Source organism: Ornithinimicrobium kibberense, assembly GCF_006519705.1.
In the GTDB taxonomy this organism is placed as follows: Bacteria; Actinomycetota; Actinomycetes; order Actinomycetales; family Dermatophilaceae; genus Ornithinicoccus; species Ornithinicoccus kibberensis.
Map to the genome: position 1 here is coordinate 31,285 of NZ_VFXM01000016.1, position 15,580 is coordinate 46,864.

16 protein-coding genes are annotated in these 15,580 nt (G+C 72.9%); 5 read left to right on the top strand and 11 right to left on the bottom strand.

All coding sequences use genetic code 11. The features are described 5' to 3' along the window. Nucleotides 1-161 precede the first annotated feature (161 nt). Nucleotides 162-1,832, bottom strand: coding sequence for an NERD domain-containing protein (locus FJR00_RS13520; RefSeq protein WP_238330494.1), 1,671 nt, complete (start codon nt 1,830-1,832; stop codon nt 162-164). Between the two features lie 121 nt (nt 1,833-1,953). Here FJR00_RS13520 and FJR00_RS13525 point away from each other — a divergent pair, with 121 nt between their 5' ends. Continuing rightward, a complete protein-coding gene (locus tag FJR00_RS13525) occupies nt 1,954-2,418 on the top strand; it encodes a hemerythrin domain-containing protein (protein WP_141339183.1) in 465 nt (154 codons plus the stop codon). A 33-nt stretch (nt 2,419-2,451) separates the two neighbouring features. Here FJR00_RS13525 and FJR00_RS13530 read toward each other — a convergent pair whose 3' ends face one another. Genes FJR00_RS13530 through FJR00_RS13540 form a run of 3 tightly spaced genes read right to left on the bottom strand, consistent with a single transcriptional unit; the run spans nt 2,452 to nt 4,537 of the window. Then, on the bottom strand, nt 2,452-3,078 hold the full coding sequence (locus FJR00_RS13530; RefSeq protein WP_141339184.1) for a DedA family protein: 627 nt from the start codon (nt 3,076-3,078) through the stop codon (nt 2,452-2,454). 45 nt (nt 3,079-3,123) lie between these two features. Further along, nucleotides 3,124-3,705 carry an SOUL family heme-binding protein gene (locus FJR00_RS13535; protein WP_141339185.1) on the bottom strand — a complete coding sequence of 194 codons (582 nt, stop codon included), beginning with the start codon at nt 3,703-3,705 and terminating at the stop codon, nt 3,124-3,126. A 13-nt stretch (nt 3,706-3,718) separates the two neighbouring features. After that, nucleotides 3,719-4,537 carry an SDR family NAD(P)-dependent oxidoreductase gene (locus tag FJR00_RS13540; RefSeq protein WP_141339186.1) on the bottom strand — a complete coding sequence of 273 codons (819 nt, stop codon included), beginning with the start codon at nt 4,535-4,537 and terminating at the stop codon, nt 3,719-3,721. Nucleotides 4,538-4,711: 174 nt separating this feature from the next. On the opposite strand from FJR00_RS13540, the gene FJR00_RS15825 reads away from it, so the two are divergent. From FJR00_RS15825 to FJR00_RS13550, 3 genes are all read left to right on the top strand, one after another. Continuing rightward, a complete protein-coding gene (locus FJR00_RS15825) occupies nt 4,712-4,888 on the top strand; it encodes a hypothetical protein (RefSeq protein WP_181409632.1) in 177 nt (58 codons plus the stop codon). 115 nt (nt 4,889-5,003) lie between these two features. Further along, nucleotides 5,004-6,062, top strand: coding sequence for an ADP-ribosylglycohydrolase family protein (locus FJR00_RS13545; RefSeq protein WP_141339187.1), 1,059 nt, complete (start codon nt 5,004-5,006; stop codon nt 6,060-6,062). Nucleotides 6,063-6,078: 16 nt separating this feature from the next. Beyond that, nucleotides 6,079-6,774 carry a cation efflux transmembrane domain-containing protein gene (locus tag FJR00_RS13550; protein ID WP_141339188.1) on the top strand — a complete coding sequence of 232 codons (696 nt, stop codon included), beginning with the start codon at nt 6,079-6,081 and terminating at the stop codon, nt 6,772-6,774. Nucleotides 6,775-6,831: 57 nt separating this feature from the next. On the opposite strand, the gene FJR00_RS13555 is transcribed toward FJR00_RS13550, so the two are convergent. The 3 genes from FJR00_RS13555 to FJR00_RS13565 are packed head-to-tail and all read right to left on the bottom strand — an operon-like array spanning nt 6,832 to nt 10,249. Continuing rightward, nucleotides 6,832-7,386, bottom strand: coding sequence for a hypothetical protein (locus FJR00_RS13555; protein WP_141339189.1), 555 nt, complete (start codon nt 7,384-7,386; stop codon nt 6,832-6,834). Then, nucleotides 7,386-8,888 (bottom strand): pyridoxal phosphate-dependent decarboxylase family protein, encoded by a 1,503-nt coding sequence (locus tag FJR00_RS13560; protein ID WP_141339190.1) that lies wholly within the window; start codon nt 8,886-8,888, stop codon nt 7,386-7,388. The genes FJR00_RS13555 and FJR00_RS13560 overlap by 1 nt, the downstream gene beginning before the upstream one ends. Next, nucleotides 8,885-10,249, bottom strand: a complete 1,365-nt coding sequence (locus tag FJR00_RS13565; protein WP_141339191.1) for an MFS transporter — start codon at nt 10,247-10,249, stop codon at nt 8,885-8,887. The genes FJR00_RS13560 and FJR00_RS13565 overlap by 4 nt, the downstream gene beginning before the upstream one ends. Before the next feature lie 131 nt (nt 10,250-10,380). Here FJR00_RS13565 and FJR00_RS13570 point away from each other — a divergent pair, with 131 nt between their 5' ends. Continuing rightward, the gene (locus tag FJR00_RS13570; protein WP_141339192.1) at nt 10,381-10,569 is read left to right on the top strand and encodes a hypothetical protein; all 189 of its coding nucleotides are present in this window, start codon (nt 10,381-10,383) and stop codon (nt 10,567-10,569) included. A gap of 10 nt (nt 10,570-10,579) precedes the next feature. Here FJR00_RS13570 and FJR00_RS13575 read toward each other — a convergent pair whose 3' ends face one another. The 4 genes from FJR00_RS13575 to FJR00_RS16035 all read right to left on the bottom strand — a co-directional run bounded on the left by FJR00_RS13575 (nt 10,580) and on the right by FJR00_RS16035 (nt 15,521). After that, nucleotides 10,580-11,236: a response regulator transcription factor gene (locus FJR00_RS13575; RefSeq protein ID WP_181409633.1), complete on the bottom strand. Its 657-nt coding sequence runs from the start codon at nt 11,234-11,236 to the stop codon at nt 10,580-10,582. Next, the gene (locus tag FJR00_RS13580) at nt 11,233-13,278 is read right to left on the bottom strand and encodes a GAF domain-containing sensor histidine kinase (protein WP_141339193.1); all 2,046 of its coding nucleotides are present in this window, start codon (nt 13,276-13,278) and stop codon (nt 11,233-11,235) included. Before FJR00_RS13580 ends, FJR00_RS13575 begins: the two co-directional genes overlap by 4 nt. 21 nt (nt 13,279-13,299) lie before the next feature. After that, entirely contained in the window at nt 13,300-14,010 is a 711-nt protein-coding gene (locus FJR00_RS13585) for a hypothetical protein (protein WP_141339194.1), read from the bottom strand. A 122-nt stretch (nt 14,011-14,132) separates the two neighbouring features. Further along, the gene (locus tag FJR00_RS16035; RefSeq protein ID WP_202876680.1) at nt 14,133-15,521 is read right to left on the bottom strand and encodes an HNH endonuclease; all 1,389 of its coding nucleotides are present in this window, start codon (nt 15,519-15,521) and stop codon (nt 14,133-14,135) included. Nucleotides 15,522-15,580 lie beyond the last annotated feature (59 nt).

Sequence of the window (15,580 nt, forward strand, 5' to 3'; positions counted from 1 at the left end):
TGTGCACCGGATGCAGCGTCGACAACCGTGTCTGACGTGCATATTCTTGTCTTTCCGGACCGAGCAGGGTCAGGGCACCGCGCCGCACCCAGGAGCGGCCATCGTCCTCGTCGCCGTCAGTGGGAGCCTGGCCTCACGGACGACGCCCCGACCTCCGGACCTCAGGCCAGGCCGAGCCTCCGGACGACCTCGTCGCCGCCCATCCGCCGGATCGCGTCGGCGTCCCCGACGACGACCAGCTTGTCCGTCGCCCGCGACAGGCCGACGTAGAGCCGCTCCTTGGACCGGTCCCGGGTGCCGTCCTCGTTGAAGCACAGCACGACCGCGCGGCGCTCGAGGCCCTTGCAGCCGAGCACGTGGCCGTAGAAGACGTCCTCGCCGTCCCAGAAGGTGCGCCAGTAGCCCTCCTGGCCGAACTGCTCCTGCCGCGAGTGCTGCTCGGGGTGGCGGGTGCCGGTGGTGATCAGCGCGACGTGGGAGGTAGGCCAGCCCTCGTCGAGCAGCCGCTCCACCTCGTCGTCGGCGACCCCGAGCGCCTCGTCCGGCGACGCCTGGACGAAGGTCACCTCCGGGCCGTCGCCGCCCATCGGCCGCATCCGCATGGGTGCCAGCGCGCTGAAGCTCTCGGCGATCTGGCGGGTGTTGCGCAGGTTGTGGTCGAGCACGAGCGGCACCAGCGCGACCGGCGGGCGGCCGAACCGCGGGAAGAGCCGCTGGTTCTCGTCGGAGTAGACGTAGAGCCCGCCCTCCTCCGGGTCGCGCAGCGCCGTGAGCAGGGGGGTCCACCAGTCCTCGGCGAAGTCCTGGGCCTCGTCGACGATGATCGCGTCGAACTTCTGACCCTCCGGCAGCCCGGCGGCCAGCTCGGCCATCCGCGCCGGCAGCTGCTTCTCCCAGAAGTCGCTGTCGTCCCGGCCGGCGTTGATGTCGGCGCCCCAGGCCCGCCCGAGCTCCTCGAAACGCCCGATGAAGGCCGGCGTGTGCCTGCGCCGGGCACCCTCGAAGGAGCGCTTGAACCACTCGCCGAGCCCGATCGAGTAGCACAGCAGCGCCACCCGCTGCGGGCGCTGCTCCCCGAAACCCCTCGTCAGCTGCTTCGCCTGGGCCATGGCCAGCACGGTCTTGCCGCTGCCCGCCCCGCCGCGCACCTCGACCCGGTGCAGCAGCCGGGTGACGCCCAGGATCATCGCCTGCTCCTGGGTGAGCCGGTCGGCCCGCGCCTCGCGGTCGTCGGACTCGGCGACGACGTCGGCGCTCATGAGATTGCGCCCGGTGAGGATCTCGGCGATGAGCTCCACGTCGTCGTGGCCGGGCCGCCGGTAGTTGGTCTCGTGCGTCTCCGCCAGCGTCCGCAGCCGCTTCGCCAGGTGCGTCAGGTCGTCGCGGCCGTGCACCATCGCGCGGGAGCACCCGGGCTGGGAGAAGTCCTCCGGGACGGCGCTGTATGGCGTCACCACCGCATGCAGCCACCGCACCCGGGCGCGTGAGGAGTCGCGCCACCGCGGGTCGTCCTGCACGTACCGCCGCAGCGCGTGCTTGACCCGCTGCGCCTGCCCGACGGGGTCGATCGTCCTCGACGAGCCGCCGCCGCTCTGGTGCCACCGACCCTCGGAGTCGACCGAGACGCTGCCGCCCTTGACCTCGACGACGACCACCCCCGCGTCCGGGAGCAGCACGACGAGGTCGGCCTCGTGGTCCTGCTCGTGGTCGGTGAGGTGCAGGTTGGCCAGGAGGACGCAGTCCTCGTCGAGCTGCCCCGCCAGCCGCTCCCACACCTCCCGTTCGGTGTGGTGGGCGAAGGCCGGCTCCGCCGGGATCAGCCGCGCGCCCACGTCATACCCCTGCCTGCCGGTGCTCCGTCGACCATGGCCCGCAGCATAGGGGCGGGCCCCGACACCGGCCCCGCCCCCGGCCGGCCATGGACGGACCGCCCCTCGTGCGGGACCATGGCACATGGCGGTCCACGGAGCGGACGAGATCCAGAACCACCTGCAGGAGGTGCGGGCCCGCCGCGCCCAGATGCGCGAGTCGCTCACGGCCGTGCTCGACGCCCTCGCCGTCCCCCTCGGCAGGCCCGACGTCTGGCGGGAGCGCGCCCGGACGGCGCTGGCCGAGCTGGCCCATGACTTCGCGGACCACGTCGACATGGCCGAGCGCCCGGACGGCATGTTCGGCGTGCTGCTGCAGGACAACCCGCGACTGACCGGACCGGTCGAGACGCTGCTCGGCGAGCACGCCTCCCTGTCCGAGGACCTGTCCGCGGCCCTCGCCACGCTCGACCGGGACGGCCCGGTCGAGGACCTGCCGGCGCTCCGCGAGGAGCTCACCGCCCTGGTCGGGCGGTTCGTCCGGCACCGCCAGCGGGGCAGCGACCTGCTCTGGGAGGCCTACGCCGTCGACATCGGCGGGCAGGGCTGAACGGCCGGGCGCGGGGGCGGCCCACCGACCCGACTACCTCGCCGCGGCCGTGACCCTCGCCTCGGTCCGGGCGCGCCACCACCGGGCGGCCTGCTCCGCCACCCAGCCCAGTACGAGCGCCAGGACCAGGGCGACCACGATGGCCAGCAGAGGCTGCTCCTGGACCCAGTTGCCGGCGAGCGCCCCGATGCCGACGTTGTAGGCGGCCCAGCTGGTGACCGCGACGCTGTCGAAGAGGACGAACCGCCGACGGGGGAACTCCATGGCGCCCGCGGTGAGGTTGACGATCTGCCGGCCGCCGGGGATGTAGCGGCAGGCGACGATGATCATCCCGCCGCGCCGCAGGAGCAGTCCGGTCACCCAGGTGACGAAGGAGCGCACCTTGGGCCGCGGGCTCTCCCGCAGGCGGCCCAGTCGGGTGTACCGGCCGAGGCTGTAGGTGAGGTTGTCCCCCAGGAAGCCCCCGAGCGCGGCGACGGCGATGAGCGCCCAGACGTTGGGCTCGCCCTCGGCGACGGCCACCGCCCCGAGGGCGACCATCACCGTCTCCGCCGGTGCCGGTGGCAGGATCCCGTCGACGACGCAGACGAGGAGCACGACCGGCAGCAGCCAGGCCGAGTCGGCGTGCGACTCGATGAAGGCGTTGAGCGCCTCGATCATGGGTCCTCCCAGGGGTGCCGGCCAAGTATGGCAACAGACCCGCCGTCAGGACGGACGAACCGGGGCACCCGCCTGCCCGGACACGTCCTGCACGACCGCGTTGCGCCGCAGGGGGGCCGGGACGAGGGGCGGGTCGAAGCGGGCCCACCGGGGCGGCCCCACGGGAGTGAGCCCCGCCTCGCCGAGCGCCCGGTCGAGGACGGCCCGGTGCCGCTCGAACGACGCCTGCGTCCACCGCCCCCGGTATCGGCGGACCGCGGAGAGGACGGCCGGACGGCCGTGCAGGGTGACGTCGGGGTTCGTCGGCACCGGCGCGTCCTCGAGGGTGAACCGCGCGGGGAGGACGAACGCGACGGCATACTCCCCCTGCCCGGACTCGCGCTGCACGACCGGGGACGTCATCGCGATCGTCTCCGACTCCTGCTGGACCACGGGCGCCGTCATGGCGACCCTGGCCCGCGAGCGGTTCTGGCCCCCGATGTAGGCGGCCAGCGTGCGGAAGGCGCGGTTGCCGGCGTCCTCGAACGGCGCCCGGACGACCACCTCGGCGACGACGTGGGCGGGGTAGCGCCGCAGCTCGAACCCCGGGTAGGTCCGGACGAGCTCGTATGCCTGCTTCTCGGTCATCGCCCGGCTCCGTTCACAGTCCCAGCATCTCCTCGCTGCGCTCCCACAGCCCCCGGGCCAGCGCCTCGTCCTTCACCTGCGGGTTGACCTTGCCGGGCCGGTTGCGCTCGTAGTACTCCCCCGACCTCCACGTCTGCCCCGGCGTGCCCTCGGCGAGCCAGACGAGCCGGGACCCGCCCTTGTCCACGCTCGTCATGAGGTGGCGGATCGGGGTGTGGTAGGCGAAGCGCATGACGCTGGAGGTGTCGTTGGCGAAGTTGGTCGCGATGCCGCCGGGGTGGAAGGCCGCCGCGGCCAGGCCCTGGTCGGCGTAGCGGCGGTGCAGCTCCTTGGTGAACAGCACGTTGGCCAGCTTGGCGTCGCCGTAGGCCTTGTTGGCGTTCCAGTCCCGGCTGTTGTCCAGGTCGTCGAGGTCGATCCTCCCGAACGCGCGGTGACCGACGCTGGAGGTCTGGATCACCTTCGCGCCGGCCTCGACCAGCCGGTCCATGAGCAGGCGGGTCAGCAGGAACGGCGCCAGGTGGTTGACCTGGAAGGTCTTCTCGAAGCCGTCGACGGTCGTCTGCCGGGTGAAGATGCCGCCGGCGTTGTTGGCGAGCACGTCGATCCGGGGGTATGCCGTGAGCTCCTCGGCGAGGGCGCGCACCTGGGCGAGGTCGGCGAAGTCCGCGACGTGGAAGGGCGCGCCGATCTCCTCGGCGACCGCCGCGGTCTTCTCCGGCGAGCGCCCGACGACCACCACCCGGTGGCCGCGCCCGGCCAGCTGGCGGGCCGCTGCGGCGCCGATGCCGTCGCTGGCGCCGGTGAGAACGATCGTCTGCTGGTCGGGCATGGGGGTCCTTCGTGTCGGAGGGCGCGCGGGGACACGCACCTGTGTCAAGCGCGGCGGGGCCCAGGTGCTTCCCGCACGCAGCGACGGGGTGCGAGCGCGCATCGACGGATCGTGAGGTCTGCCCGATGAGATCCGTCACCGCCTTCTCCACGGGTCCGGGTAGCGTCGACCGTCATGACGCAGACACCCGACGAGCGTGACGTCGAGACCCGTGCCGAGCTGCTGCCCGAGGAGCAGGCGGCCGGCAGCGAGTCTCCGCAGGCCCAGGCGGAGGCGATCTTGGAAGAGTGCCTCGAGAGGACCGAGGACCCGGAGGGCACCCGCCACGACTCGACCCAGACCCCCGGCTAGGACACCGGCGCAGAGCCCGCGAGCGGCGGCCAGGTCTGTCAGACCCCTCCTTTAGGGTCAAGGTGACATCGAAGGCTGGTGAACGCGCCGGCCGACCCTTAACCGAGGAGGTCCCATGACCGACGAGCCCAGCACCGGCGACCACCCGTCCGCCGCCACCCTGTCCAGGCTCATCGAGCTGTCTCGCGGCGTCCACCACGGCATCGCCCTCGGCGACGCGGCGGACCACCTCACCAGCACCGCCCCGGTCTGGCCGACCGGGGTGGCCACCCAACTCACCCTGGCGACCACCGAGGGCTTGGTCCGCGCGATGGAGCGGGCCGGCCAGGGCCTGGGCGTCGACTGGGGCCACGAGAACCTCGAGGCCCTGCGCCGCTGGGCCACCGCCCAGCAGGTCCCCGGCGTCGCGGGGAACCGCACCGGGACGCCCGGCCTCCTGAGCCGCTCCCCCGCCTTCGGCGCCCGGCGCGGCAACGCCCCGGCCACCGTGCGCAGCCTCCGCTCCGGCCCGCCCGCCGGCCCCGGGCAGGGCAGCCTCGGCGCCCACGCCCTCGTCCGAACCCTCCCGTTCGGGGTGCTGCTGACCCTGCACGGCCCGTCCCTGACCTGGCCGGTCGAGGAGCTCGTCGGCACCACCCACACCCACCCGCTCGCGACGCCGACCGCGACGCTCGACGCACTGCTGGTCGCCCAGGCGTCGGACCGGTCCGTCCCCCTGGCCGAGGGGTTCAGCGCGCTGCTGGAGAACCACGCGCCCGAGGGCGGTGACCTTGTCACGAAGCGCGTGGGCGCAGCGGTCACCACGGCCGCCGTGGAGCCCTGCGACCCGGCCAGGGTCGCCGACCTGGCACCCGACCGCTCGGCGGCGTCGACGCTCGCGGCCGCCGTCTACGTCGTGCTGTCCCACCCGGATCCGCACGAGCTCATGCTGGCGATGGCCCTGGCGTCGTTCTCCCCGGAGAAGCACGGCACCTCCGCCGTCGTCGGCGGCCTGCTGGGCGCCCGCCACGGCAGCACGCCGATGCTGGAGCGCGGCGCAGCCCGGCTCGAGCTCGCCTGGGCCTGCGACGCGCTGGCGACCGACCTGGCGATGACCGCGATGCTGACCCCCCTGGGCAAGGAGCCCGACGGTGCGCCGTGGCTTCCTTCGTGGGGGGCCCGCTACACGGGGTGAGCCGTACCCTGGACGGGTGACCACGCGCACCACCCGGGCCTTCGCCGTGCTGACGCCCGAGCGCCGGGCGACCCTGGCCAAGCGGGCCCAGCTGCTCGCCGCCGCCTCGGTCGTCTACAACGTCGTCGAGGCCGTGGTGGCCATCGCCGCGGGGCGGGTGGCCGGCTCGGCGGCGCTCGTCGGCTTCGGGCTGGACTCGACCGTCGAGGTCGCCAGCGGTCTCATCATCCTGTGGCAGTTCCGCCACCCGCTGCCGGAGTCGCGCGAGCAGCTGGCCGGACGGCTGATCGGTCTGTCGTTCTTCGCGCTGGCGCTCTACGTCGGCTACGAGTCGCTCTCGGCGCTGCTGACCGGCACCCGCCCCGACACCTCCACCGTGGGGATCGTCCTGGCCACCCTGTCGTTGATGGTCATGCCGCTGCTGTCCTGGGCCCAGCGCCGCACAGGTCGTGAGCTGGGCTCGGGCGCCGTCCACGCCGACGGGACCCAGACCCTGCTGTGCACCTACCTCTCCGGCGTGCTGCTCGTCGGCCTGCTCGCCAACGCCCTGCTCGGCTGGTGGTGGCTGGACGCCGTGGCCGCGCTCGTGATCGCCGCCGTGGCGGTCCGCGAGGGGGTCGAGGCGTGGAGGGGGGACGGCTGCTGCAGCGTCTCCCCGGCGGTGACGTCCGACGCCGGCGCCTCCTGCGCCGCGGAGTGCTGCCAGGACTGACCGGGACGAGCCTCTGCGCCCTGACCCGCCCCTCGGCCCCGGCCACGCCCAAGCTTCTCACCGCACGGACGCTGAGAACCCGCCCTCCCCGAAGGTCGCCCGCAGGGTTCCCGAGGCAGGAAGGTCGACGACGTCGCAGCCCCGCACCCCGCCCGGCGGCGTGCCGGAGCCCTCGGGGTCAGGCATCCGGCAGAGGAGGAACCGGCCGGCCTGCGTGAGCACGAAGTGGCCACGCCTGTCGACCTCGACCACGTGTCCGCCGAGCTCAGCGACCGCCTGAGGCTCGATGACGAACGTCGTGTAGGCAAGCTGGTCCGCCTCCGGCAGGGCGACAATGCGCGACAGCCCGTCGACCGACTCCTCGGGGACCAGGAGCATCCCACCTCCCCCGTCCGGGCTCGGCGGCAGACCCGTGTCGTCGACGGACACCATCCGCCCGCTCACTCCCGAGTCGGGCGCCGGTCGGGGGTCGACCGGTCCGTCGCACGCCACGAGCAGCACCGCGGCAGGGACCATGGCGGCCAGGAACGCCAGCGTCCGTCGTGGCCCGAAGCCTCGTCCCGGCACCTTGCCGAGCGGCGCCCCCCTGCCCATCGCGGCCGGCCTCTCCATCAGGGACTCTCGACCCGCGGCTCGGTGAACTCCGCCATGAAGTCCACGAGCATCCGCGCGCTCACCTCCCGCGGCAGCGTCTCGATGAGGGCGAGCACCGCCGTCAGGTCCAGCTCGCCGTCCTCCCGCGCGGCCCGCGCCAGTTCGGCCGGGTCGGGCAGGCCCGCCGACCCCACCACGCCGCCGCCGGCAGCATCAGGCCCGCCGCCCGACCCGGCCCCGGCCTGCCCCCGCACGTCCTCCGCCCCGCCCGCGAGCGCCTCGGTCAGCTCGTCGATCAGCCCGGCGGTCACCGGCGTCACCGTCAGGTGGGTCGACCTGGGGATTCCCGTCCCGTCGGACTGCGTCAGCGCCGGCTGTCCCTGCAGCACGAACCCCCGCCGCTGGACGGCCCCGGCCCACAGGTGCGGGTCCACCTGCTCCGCCTCCGGCACGTCCTCGTCGGCGACCACGGCGACGAGCGAGCCGACCGGGTCGCCCAGCACCCGCAGGCCGACGATCCCGTCGACGCAGGCGCGCACCGCCGCCGTGGCGGCGACCAGACGCCGGGTCAGCGCGACATACCCCTGCTCCCCCAGTGCGGTCGTGACCGCCCACGCGGCGGCGAGCGAGGTGGCCGAGCGGGAGCCGAGGACGGTGGGGTTGACGACCGGGTAGCCCGGCCAGCCGGTGAGCGCGAAGTAGCGGGCCCGGTCCAGCCCGCGGTCGGCGAAGAGGAGCAGCGAGCTGCCCTTGGGCGCGTAGCCGTACTTGTGCAGGTCCGCCGAGATGCTGCTCACGCCGGGCACCCGGAAGTCCCACGGCGGCACCGGCCCGCCGCCCGCGGCCTCCCAGAACGGCAGCACGAGCCCGCCGACGCAGGCGTCCACGTGGCACGGGACCCCGGCCTCCTGCGCGGCGCCGGCCACGTCGGCCACGGGGTCGACCACGCCGTGGGGGTATGCCGGTGCGCTCACCACGACGAGCGCCGTCGCCTCGTCGAGGCGCCGGGTCAGGTCGCCGGCGGGCAGCGTGCCGGTCGTGGGGTCGACGGGGAAGACGTCGACGTCCAGGTCGAGGTAGTGCGCGGCCTTGTGGAACGCCGCGTGCGCCGTCTGCGGGAGCACGATCCGGGGGCGGGCGGTGCTGCCGGGGTGACGCTCCCGCCAGGTGTCGCGCGCAGCCTTCACGGCGAGCAGGCAGCTCTCGGTGCCGCCGGAGGTGACCGACCCGACGGCGTCCGGGCCGTGGAGGATGCACCGGCCGAAGGCGACCAGGTCGCCCTCCATGAGCGCGACGGAGGGGAAGGTCGTCGGGTCCAGCCCGTTGACCGCCTGCACCTCGCGGGCGGCCCGGGCGGCCAGCTCGTCGAGCGCGGCGAGGCCGCTGTCGTAGACGTAGGACAGCACCCGGCCGCCGTGGGTGGGGGCGTCGTGGCCGCGGTAGGCCGTCAGGCGCGCGAGCACCGCGTCCGTGTCGACGGTGAAGTCGGCGGGGGTGGCCGGGCCGGGCTGGTGCGTCATACGGGGTCCTCGATCGGGTCGGGGGCGGGGACCGGCTCGCGGTAGCGGCGCAGCACGAGCAGGCTCGCGCCGACGAGCACGGCGGGCAGCACGGAGAACGCGACGACGATCGCGGTCAGCGCCGCGTCGGGCTGGGCGAGGACGCTGTCGGCGGTGCTGGAGCGGAAGCCGGTGACGGACAGGAGCAGCAGGACGATGCCGGGGCCGAGGGCCATCCCGCCGGTCTCCGCGGCGGTCCACAACCCGCTCATCGAGCCGCCCCTGCCTCGGCCGGCGGAGGTGATGACGTCGGGCAGCATCGCCAGCGGGAAGAGCTGCATGCCGGCGTAGGCGATGCCGGCGACGCAGACCGGCAGGTAGAGCCAGGCACCCGGGAACGGGACGAGGGCCACGAGGCTGAGCGTGGCGAGGGCGAAGAGGACCGACGCGAGGGCGAGCGAGCGCGGCTTGCCGTGGCGGGCGGCATACCGGGTCCACAGCGGCATGACGAGCAGCGCCGGCGCGACGAGCGCGGCGAAGAGGAAGGTCAGGGCGGACTGCTGGCCGAGGGTGTAGGTCGCGACATACTGCGCCGCGGCGAGCATGACGCCGGTCGCGACCGCCTGGAGCACGAAGACGACGAGCAGGACGCGGTATGCCGCCACGTCCCGCAGCGCGGCGAGCCCCTCGCGGTAGCCGCGCAGCGCGTTGCCGCGGACTCCGGCGCGGGGATCGACCTCCTCGGCCGGGAGCGCCCGGTGGCCGCGGACGCCGAGGACGGTGCCGAGCATGCCGGCGAGGAGGGCGACGGTGACGACCACGCCCATGAGCAGGTAGCCGGCCGCTCCCCCGCCGACGGCGTCGCGCACCGCCGGGCCGCCGGCACCCACGAGCAGGATGGCGAGCGCGAGGACCGCGATCCGCCATCCCATGAGGCGGGTGCGCTCGTCGTAGCTGCCGGTCAGGTCGGCCGGCAACGCGATGTAGGGGACCTGGAACAGGCTGAACGACGTGGTGGCCAGCACGAAGCAGGCGGTGACCCAGACCGCCGCCCAGAGGGGGCTGAGCCCGTCGGGTACGGCGAACATGCCGACGAAGCCGACCGGCAGGGTGAGCGCGCCGACGGCCATGAGCCGGGTGCGGGTGCCGCGGCCCCTGGTCTCCCGGTCGCTCAGCGCCCCCACGGCCGGGTCGATGACGACGTCCCAGACCTTGGGGACCACGACCACGAGCGTGGCTAGGAGGGCGGGCACGGCCAGGGTGTCGGTGAGGTAGTAGGCCAGCACCAGCCCCGGCAGCGTGCCGAAGCCCCCGGTGCCGACGCTGCCCGCGGCGTAGCCCGCGACGGCCCGGCGCGGGATGCGCTGCGACGCCGCTGCCATGCGCCGCAGACTAGCGCGGGGAGTTAACCGCCTGTCACCGCCGACCTCGTCGGCCTGCGTCCCGGTCACCCTCGGACACAGCTCTCGAGAACGCCGGCATCCCGCGTCGCCGCGCCTCGTACAGTGCGGGCATGAGTCCTGTCGCGAGCATGCTCGGTGGAGTCCTGTTGATCGCCGTGGGTGCGCTGTGGACGCTGCAGGGGCTGGGCGTCGTCGGGGGCAGTCCGATGACGGGCGTCACCCTCTGGGCCGTCGTCGGGCCGCTGGTGGTAGTCGCGGGGATCTGGCTCCTCCTCCGCAGCCGCCGCCGACGGTCGTGAGGAGACCCGGTCAGCCCGGAGCCCGGCCCAGCCCGGCGTCCCTCGCCTTCGCGATCGCCTCAGCGCGGCCGCTCGCGTGCAGCTTGGCGTAGACCGACGACACCGCGTTGCGGACCGTCTTGTTGGAGACGTAGAGCTCCGCCGCGATCTGGTCGTTGGTCCGCCCGGCGGCCAGCCGGTCGAGCACCTGCCGCTCCCGCTCGCTGAGCTCGGGGAAGGGCACCTCCTCCGGCGGAGCCGGGGCACCCATCCGGGCGAAGAACTCCGCCACCCGCGCCGCCAGCGAGGCCCCGAAGACCACCCCGCCGGCCGCCGCCGAGCGGATCGCGCGCTCGACCTCCTCGGCGCCGGCGCCCTTGAGCAGGTAGCCGCTGGCCCCCGCGCGCATCGCGGCGAGGATGGTGTCGTCGTCCTCGTTCATCGTCAGCATGACGACCCGCACGTCCTCGTGCCGGCCGGTGACGAACCGTGTCGCTTCGATCCCGTCCAGCCGCGGCATCTGGATGTCCATCACCACCACGTCGGGTCGGGTCTCCCCCACCACGTGCACGGCGTCCTGGCCGTCGGCGGCCGTCCCGACGACCTCGATGCCGTCGAGCGCGCCGAGCAGCGCGACGAGCCCGTCGCGCACGATCTGGTGGTCGTCGACCACGACGACTCGGATCATCGGTTCTCCAGGGGCAGGACGGCGCGCACCAGGGTGCCGCCGTCGGGTGGGCAGGTGACCTCGGCGGTGCCGCCGAGCTCGGCCGCGCGCTCGCGCATCGAGAGCAGGCCGACGCCGGACTCGGTGTCGTCGGGGATGCCGAGGCCGTCGTCGCGCACGGTGACGGCCAGCGCGCCGTCCGCGACGGCCAGGCGCACCTCGGCGCGCCTGGCCCGGGCATGGCGCGTCACGTTGGTCAGCGCCTCCCCCACGATCCGGTATGCCGCCACCTCCACGGCCGCGGGCAGCGCACCGAGGTCGTCGGCGGTCACCGTCGTCACCGGGCCGGTGGCGCTCATCCGCTCGGCCTGCTGGGTGAGGGCGCCGACGAGGCCGCGGTCGTCGAGGGCGGGCGGGCGCAGGTCGTGCACGAGCCGCCGCACGTCGGCGACCACGTCCTGGACCAGCGTCGAGGTTGCCGCAAGCTGCTCCTTAGCCTGCTCCGGCTCGCGGTCGAGCAGCAGCCGGGCCGACTCGAGCTGGAACACCACTCCGCCCAGCGCGGGACCGAGCCCGTCGTGCAGGTCGCGGCGGATGCGGCGGCGCTCCTCCTCGCGGGCCAGGACGAGCCGCTCGCGGCTGGCCTGCAGCTCCTCCGCGAGGCGGCTGCTGCGGGCTGCGGTCGCGGCCTGCCGGACCAGGTCGCCGAGCAGCTCCTCATCACGGGCGGTGAGACGGCTGCGCAGCCCGCGCGCCGGGAGCACGAGCCGCCCGACCGCCTCGCCGCGGTAGGAGATCGGCAGGCTGCGCGTCTCTGCCGGGCGCTTCCCCACGGTGGTCACGAGTCGTTCGCCGCCACCGCGGTCGACGTCGACGCTGACGAAGGGCACGCGGAACGCGTCCGCCACCGCGCGCGCCACGGCGGCCAGCTGCTCGCTGCCCTCGTCGGTGGTCTCGAGCGTAGCCGCGAGACCCGAGACCGCGTCATATCTGTTGGCCCGAGACCCGAGCATGAGGCGACGGACCCACCGGCTCAGCCAGCCGCGCAGCGGCAGGTAGACGAGGGCGGTGAGCACGACGACGGCGACCACCGCCTGGCGCTGGTCGAGCCGGTCGCCCAGGACGGTGGCGAGCAGGCCGAGGCCGAGGAGGTCGACGCCGACGATCACCGCGCCGAGCGCGCCGTAGACGAGGGTGCGGCCGAGCAGCTCCTCGATCGAGACGAGCGTCGGGTCGACGATCGCGATGGTCATGGCGGCGGCGGGCAGGGCCATGAGCAGGATGACGGCCACGTCCTGCAGCGGGCCGAGCGCGAGGAAGGAGAGGGCGATCAGCGCACCCATGGCCATGACCGACCACAGCAGCCAGCGCATCCGGTCGCGCTCGAGCCCAAGGGAGCGGCGGTAGCGCACGACGACGGTCACCATCGCCACGACCAGTCCGACGACCGAGGCGACAATCGTCAGCGGCAGCGCCACGTCGACGAGTCGCGCCGGGAGCGCGATGGCCCCGAAGTCGACGTCCACGCCGGGTGCCTCGACGTCCGGCACGTCACGCGCGGGCGCGACGACGATGAACAGCGCCGCGAGCACCATGCCCACCGCCGCCGTCCAGGAGACGACCCGCCACCGACCGGGCAGGAAGCGGCCCGTCGGGAAGAGCAGGAGCAGGAGCGCCACCGTCACGGGCAGGAACGCGCCGACGCGGTTGAGGAACCAGAGGGCGAGATTGCTGCCCGGGAGCGACTCGTCATACCCGACGGCGTAGCGGACCCAGGACTGGGAGAGGCCGTCGAGCGCCCAGAAGCACCCGAGCCAGGCGAGCGCCCACCCGAAGCCTTGGCGCGGGTCGCGCATGAGGATCACGGTGGCGAGGGCCGCCAAGAGGGGGCCGAGCACGGCGTAGGGCCAGCCGTCGCCGGGTGCCAGCACGGCGCCCGCCCCGGTGGGGTCGGCGCGCTGGTCAAGCACGACGCTGAGGATGAAGATGGCGCCGGTGGCCAGCACGAAGCCGGCCCCCGCCCATCGGGCGGTGGCCGGCTCCGGCGATCGGGCTCTGAGCACGGTGCTCACTCTGTCAGGCCGTCAGGCCTGGCGGAATGCCTTGTCACCGGCGGTGAAACCGATGGCGGTGACGAGGAGCCACAGGACGGCGACGGGGCCGGCCATGTACTCGAACGGCGAGATGCCTAGCAGCAGGGTCAGGCCACCCATGACGAGACCGACGCGGCCGAGCCAGCGCGGCACGGCGTGGGTGCGGGCGGCCACAAACAGGCTGGCCCCGGTGAGGCCGGCGAGGGTCCACAGCCACGGGATGGTGCCGGTCCAGTGGTTGTAGATGACGGCGCTCGTCGGCGCGACGGCCCCGTCGCCGGTGGCCAGCGACAGCATAAACTCGGTGTCCAGCCCCGAGCCGAGGATCGAGACGACCGCGGTGCCAAGCATGCCGGCGAAGGCGACGAGCGGCAGGGAACTGTCGGCCGGGAGCGTGGCGCGGAGCCGCCGGTAGAGACCGGCGCCAAACACGATCGTCAGGACCGCGCCGAGGGCGGTGACCGAGTGGAAGGCGAACATCCACCCGGTCTGCGTCTCGAGCTTGGCCATGACCTGCTCGGGCGTCGTCAGGCTCGGGTCGTAGACGGCGCTGATGGCGCTGCTGGTGACGATCGTGCCGATGCCGGCGAGCGCGGCGCCGATGCCGGTGACGGCCCAGGAGCGGCTCTGCCGCAAGCGGGTCGGGGCCGGCTCGGCGGCGACGTCAGAGCGGACGGGGTTGGTGGTGGTGATGGTTGTCATCGCGGTTCCTTCTGTCGTGGTTGTCGGTGCGATGACATGACTTTGTCGGGCAGGGCGTCCCGGGCGGCAGGGACAAGTGGGCAGGAGTTGTCCCGTCATCCAGGCAATACGCGGGACGAGCTCTATCCCGCCTCTGTGTGCGCCCGGAACTGTTCGTAGCGCTGCGTCAACAACTCGGGGTCTGGCCACTCGATACGGGAGGCCGGGAGAGCCATGAGGCGTTGCCCGTGCCGCCCCTGCAACCCATATTTCAGCGTCGGCCCGTCTACCTCAAGCATGATCCGCGGCGCGATCTCAACCGTCAGGTCAGGAGTGACTCCGAGGAGATACGAATCGTATGCGGAGTGATGCAACTTGCACATGGCCATGCCGTTGGGGACAGCAGGCACTCCCAGCTCCTCCGAGTCCGGGATGATGTGCGCCGCGTCCAACAACTCAACGTGCCTTAACGCACAGACTGTGCAGCGTCGCTCATAAGCGCGGAGGATGTGCGCCCTGAACACCGGCTGGTGGAGCCGCCGCTTCGTCTCCGCGAGCACGTATCGCTTCATAACGACTTCAAGGGCGGACTCCGGCGCTTCAGGCAGGCGGCCGAAGGTCTCGTCGGGTGAGAGCAGGAAGGAGCCGCCATCGCGCGCGGCGACGTAGAGCGGATAGATCGGCAGGTATCTGCTTCCTCCGATGCTCTGGAACCAGATCAACGGCAACCTCTGCTCGTCAGCGGCGACCAAGCTATCAAGTTGGACGTCAGTGCTCGGCGAGATTCTTAAGCCATCAAGCGGCGCTTCGTCCCGACTGACGTTCTCCTCGTCCCGAACGGAGAACGTGGCCGAGAAGCCCGTAGGCTGCCAAAGCTCGACTGCCGGGTTGGCAAGCTGAAAGCCTCCGTCGAAGTCCCGTAGGTCCTCGAAGCTGAGTGCCTGCCGTCCACCGTCTGTGCGCTGCTCGAGCCACCGCAGCGCCACCTCACGCAACTTCCGCTCGTCAAAGTCGACCTCGATCTCCATGGGGATCGACACGACGCCTGCCTGGCTGACGGTCCGGCTTCGGGCAGCATCGATTGCCACGAGCTTGAAGACGACCACTTGCCTCAGCTGACCGTCACGGTCGGGTGCTTCACGGAAACGCCACGGATCCGCCGGGTCGATATGGAACTCGCCCACGTAGAGCTGCGGCTTCCCCCCGCCTCTGTTAGGCCCTGCAGCCTCGAAAAGCCGCAACGTCCGACCAGCCTCTAAATGCCGAAGAATCGCCCCGTTGCCCTTGCTCTCGGGGTTCTGGTCGCCGCGCTGGCCCTCGCCGGTGTAGTAGTAGACCGGCGAAGCGGTGTCTGGATCCCAACCGTCGTAGTTGTAACCATGTTGCGTGCCCTGCTGCGGATCACTGTAGATCAGCACGTTGGGCGTCCTGTTCGACGGCTCGATCCCGCCGAAGCGCGACCCCCCGTACCGCTTCATCACGTCACGACGGTTCGTGAGGTCCCCGATCTCCAGCTCCCACTCCGCAGCCATGGCGAGAGCTTAAGCCACAGGCGCACCGGATACCTCGGGGGGCAAGAGTGCCGACCATC

Bases quoted from the DNA above. Each gene is read 5' to 3' on its own strand.
- FJR00_RS13525 (WP_141339183.1), top strand. From the start codon at position 1,954: ATGGCGGTCCACGGAGCGGACGAGATCCAGAACCACCTGCAGGAGGTG.
- FJR00_RS13530 (WP_141339184.1), bottom strand. From the start codon at position 3,078: ATGATCGAGGCGCTCAACGCCTTCATCGAGTCGCACGCCGACTCGGCC.
- FJR00_RS13535 (WP_141339185.1), bottom strand. From the start codon at position 3,705: ATGACCGAGAAGCAGGCATACGAGCTCGTCCGGACCTACCCGGGGTTC.
- FJR00_RS13540 (WP_141339186.1), bottom strand. From the start codon at position 4,537: ATGCCCGACCAGCAGACGATCGTTCTCACCGGCGCCAGCGACGGCATC.
- FJR00_RS15825 (WP_181409632.1), top strand. From the start codon at position 4,712: ATGACGCAGACACCCGACGAGCGTGACGTCGAGACCCGTGCCGAGCTG.
- FJR00_RS13545 (WP_141339187.1), top strand. From the start codon at position 5,004: ATGACCGACGAGCCCAGCACCGGCGACCACCCGTCCGCCGCCACCCTG.
- FJR00_RS13555 (WP_141339189.1), bottom strand. From the start codon at position 7,386: ATGGAGAGGCCGGCCGCGATGGGCAGGGGGGCGCCGCTCGGCAAGGTG.
- FJR00_RS13560 (WP_141339190.1), bottom strand. From the start codon at position 8,888: ATGACGCACCAGCCCGGCCCGGCCACCCCCGCCGACTTCACCGTCGAC.
- FJR00_RS13565 (WP_141339191.1), bottom strand. From the start codon at position 10,249: ATGGCAGCGGCGTCGCAGCGCATCCCGCGCCGGGCCGTCGCGGGCTAC.
- FJR00_RS13570 (WP_141339192.1), top strand. From the start codon at position 10,381: ATGAGTCCTGTCGCGAGCATGCTCGGTGGAGTCCTGTTGATCGCCGTG.
- FJR00_RS13575 (WP_181409633.1), bottom strand. From the start codon at position 11,236: ATGATCCGAGTCGTCGTGGTCGACGACCACCAGATCGTGCGCGACGGG.
- FJR00_RS13585 (WP_141339194.1), bottom strand. From the start codon at position 14,010: ATGACAACCATCACCACCACCAACCCCGTCCGCTCTGACGTCGCCGCC.
- FJR00_RS16035 (WP_202876680.1), bottom strand. From the start codon at position 15,521: ATGGCTGCGGAGTGGGAGCTGGAGATCGGGGACCTCACGAACCGTCGT.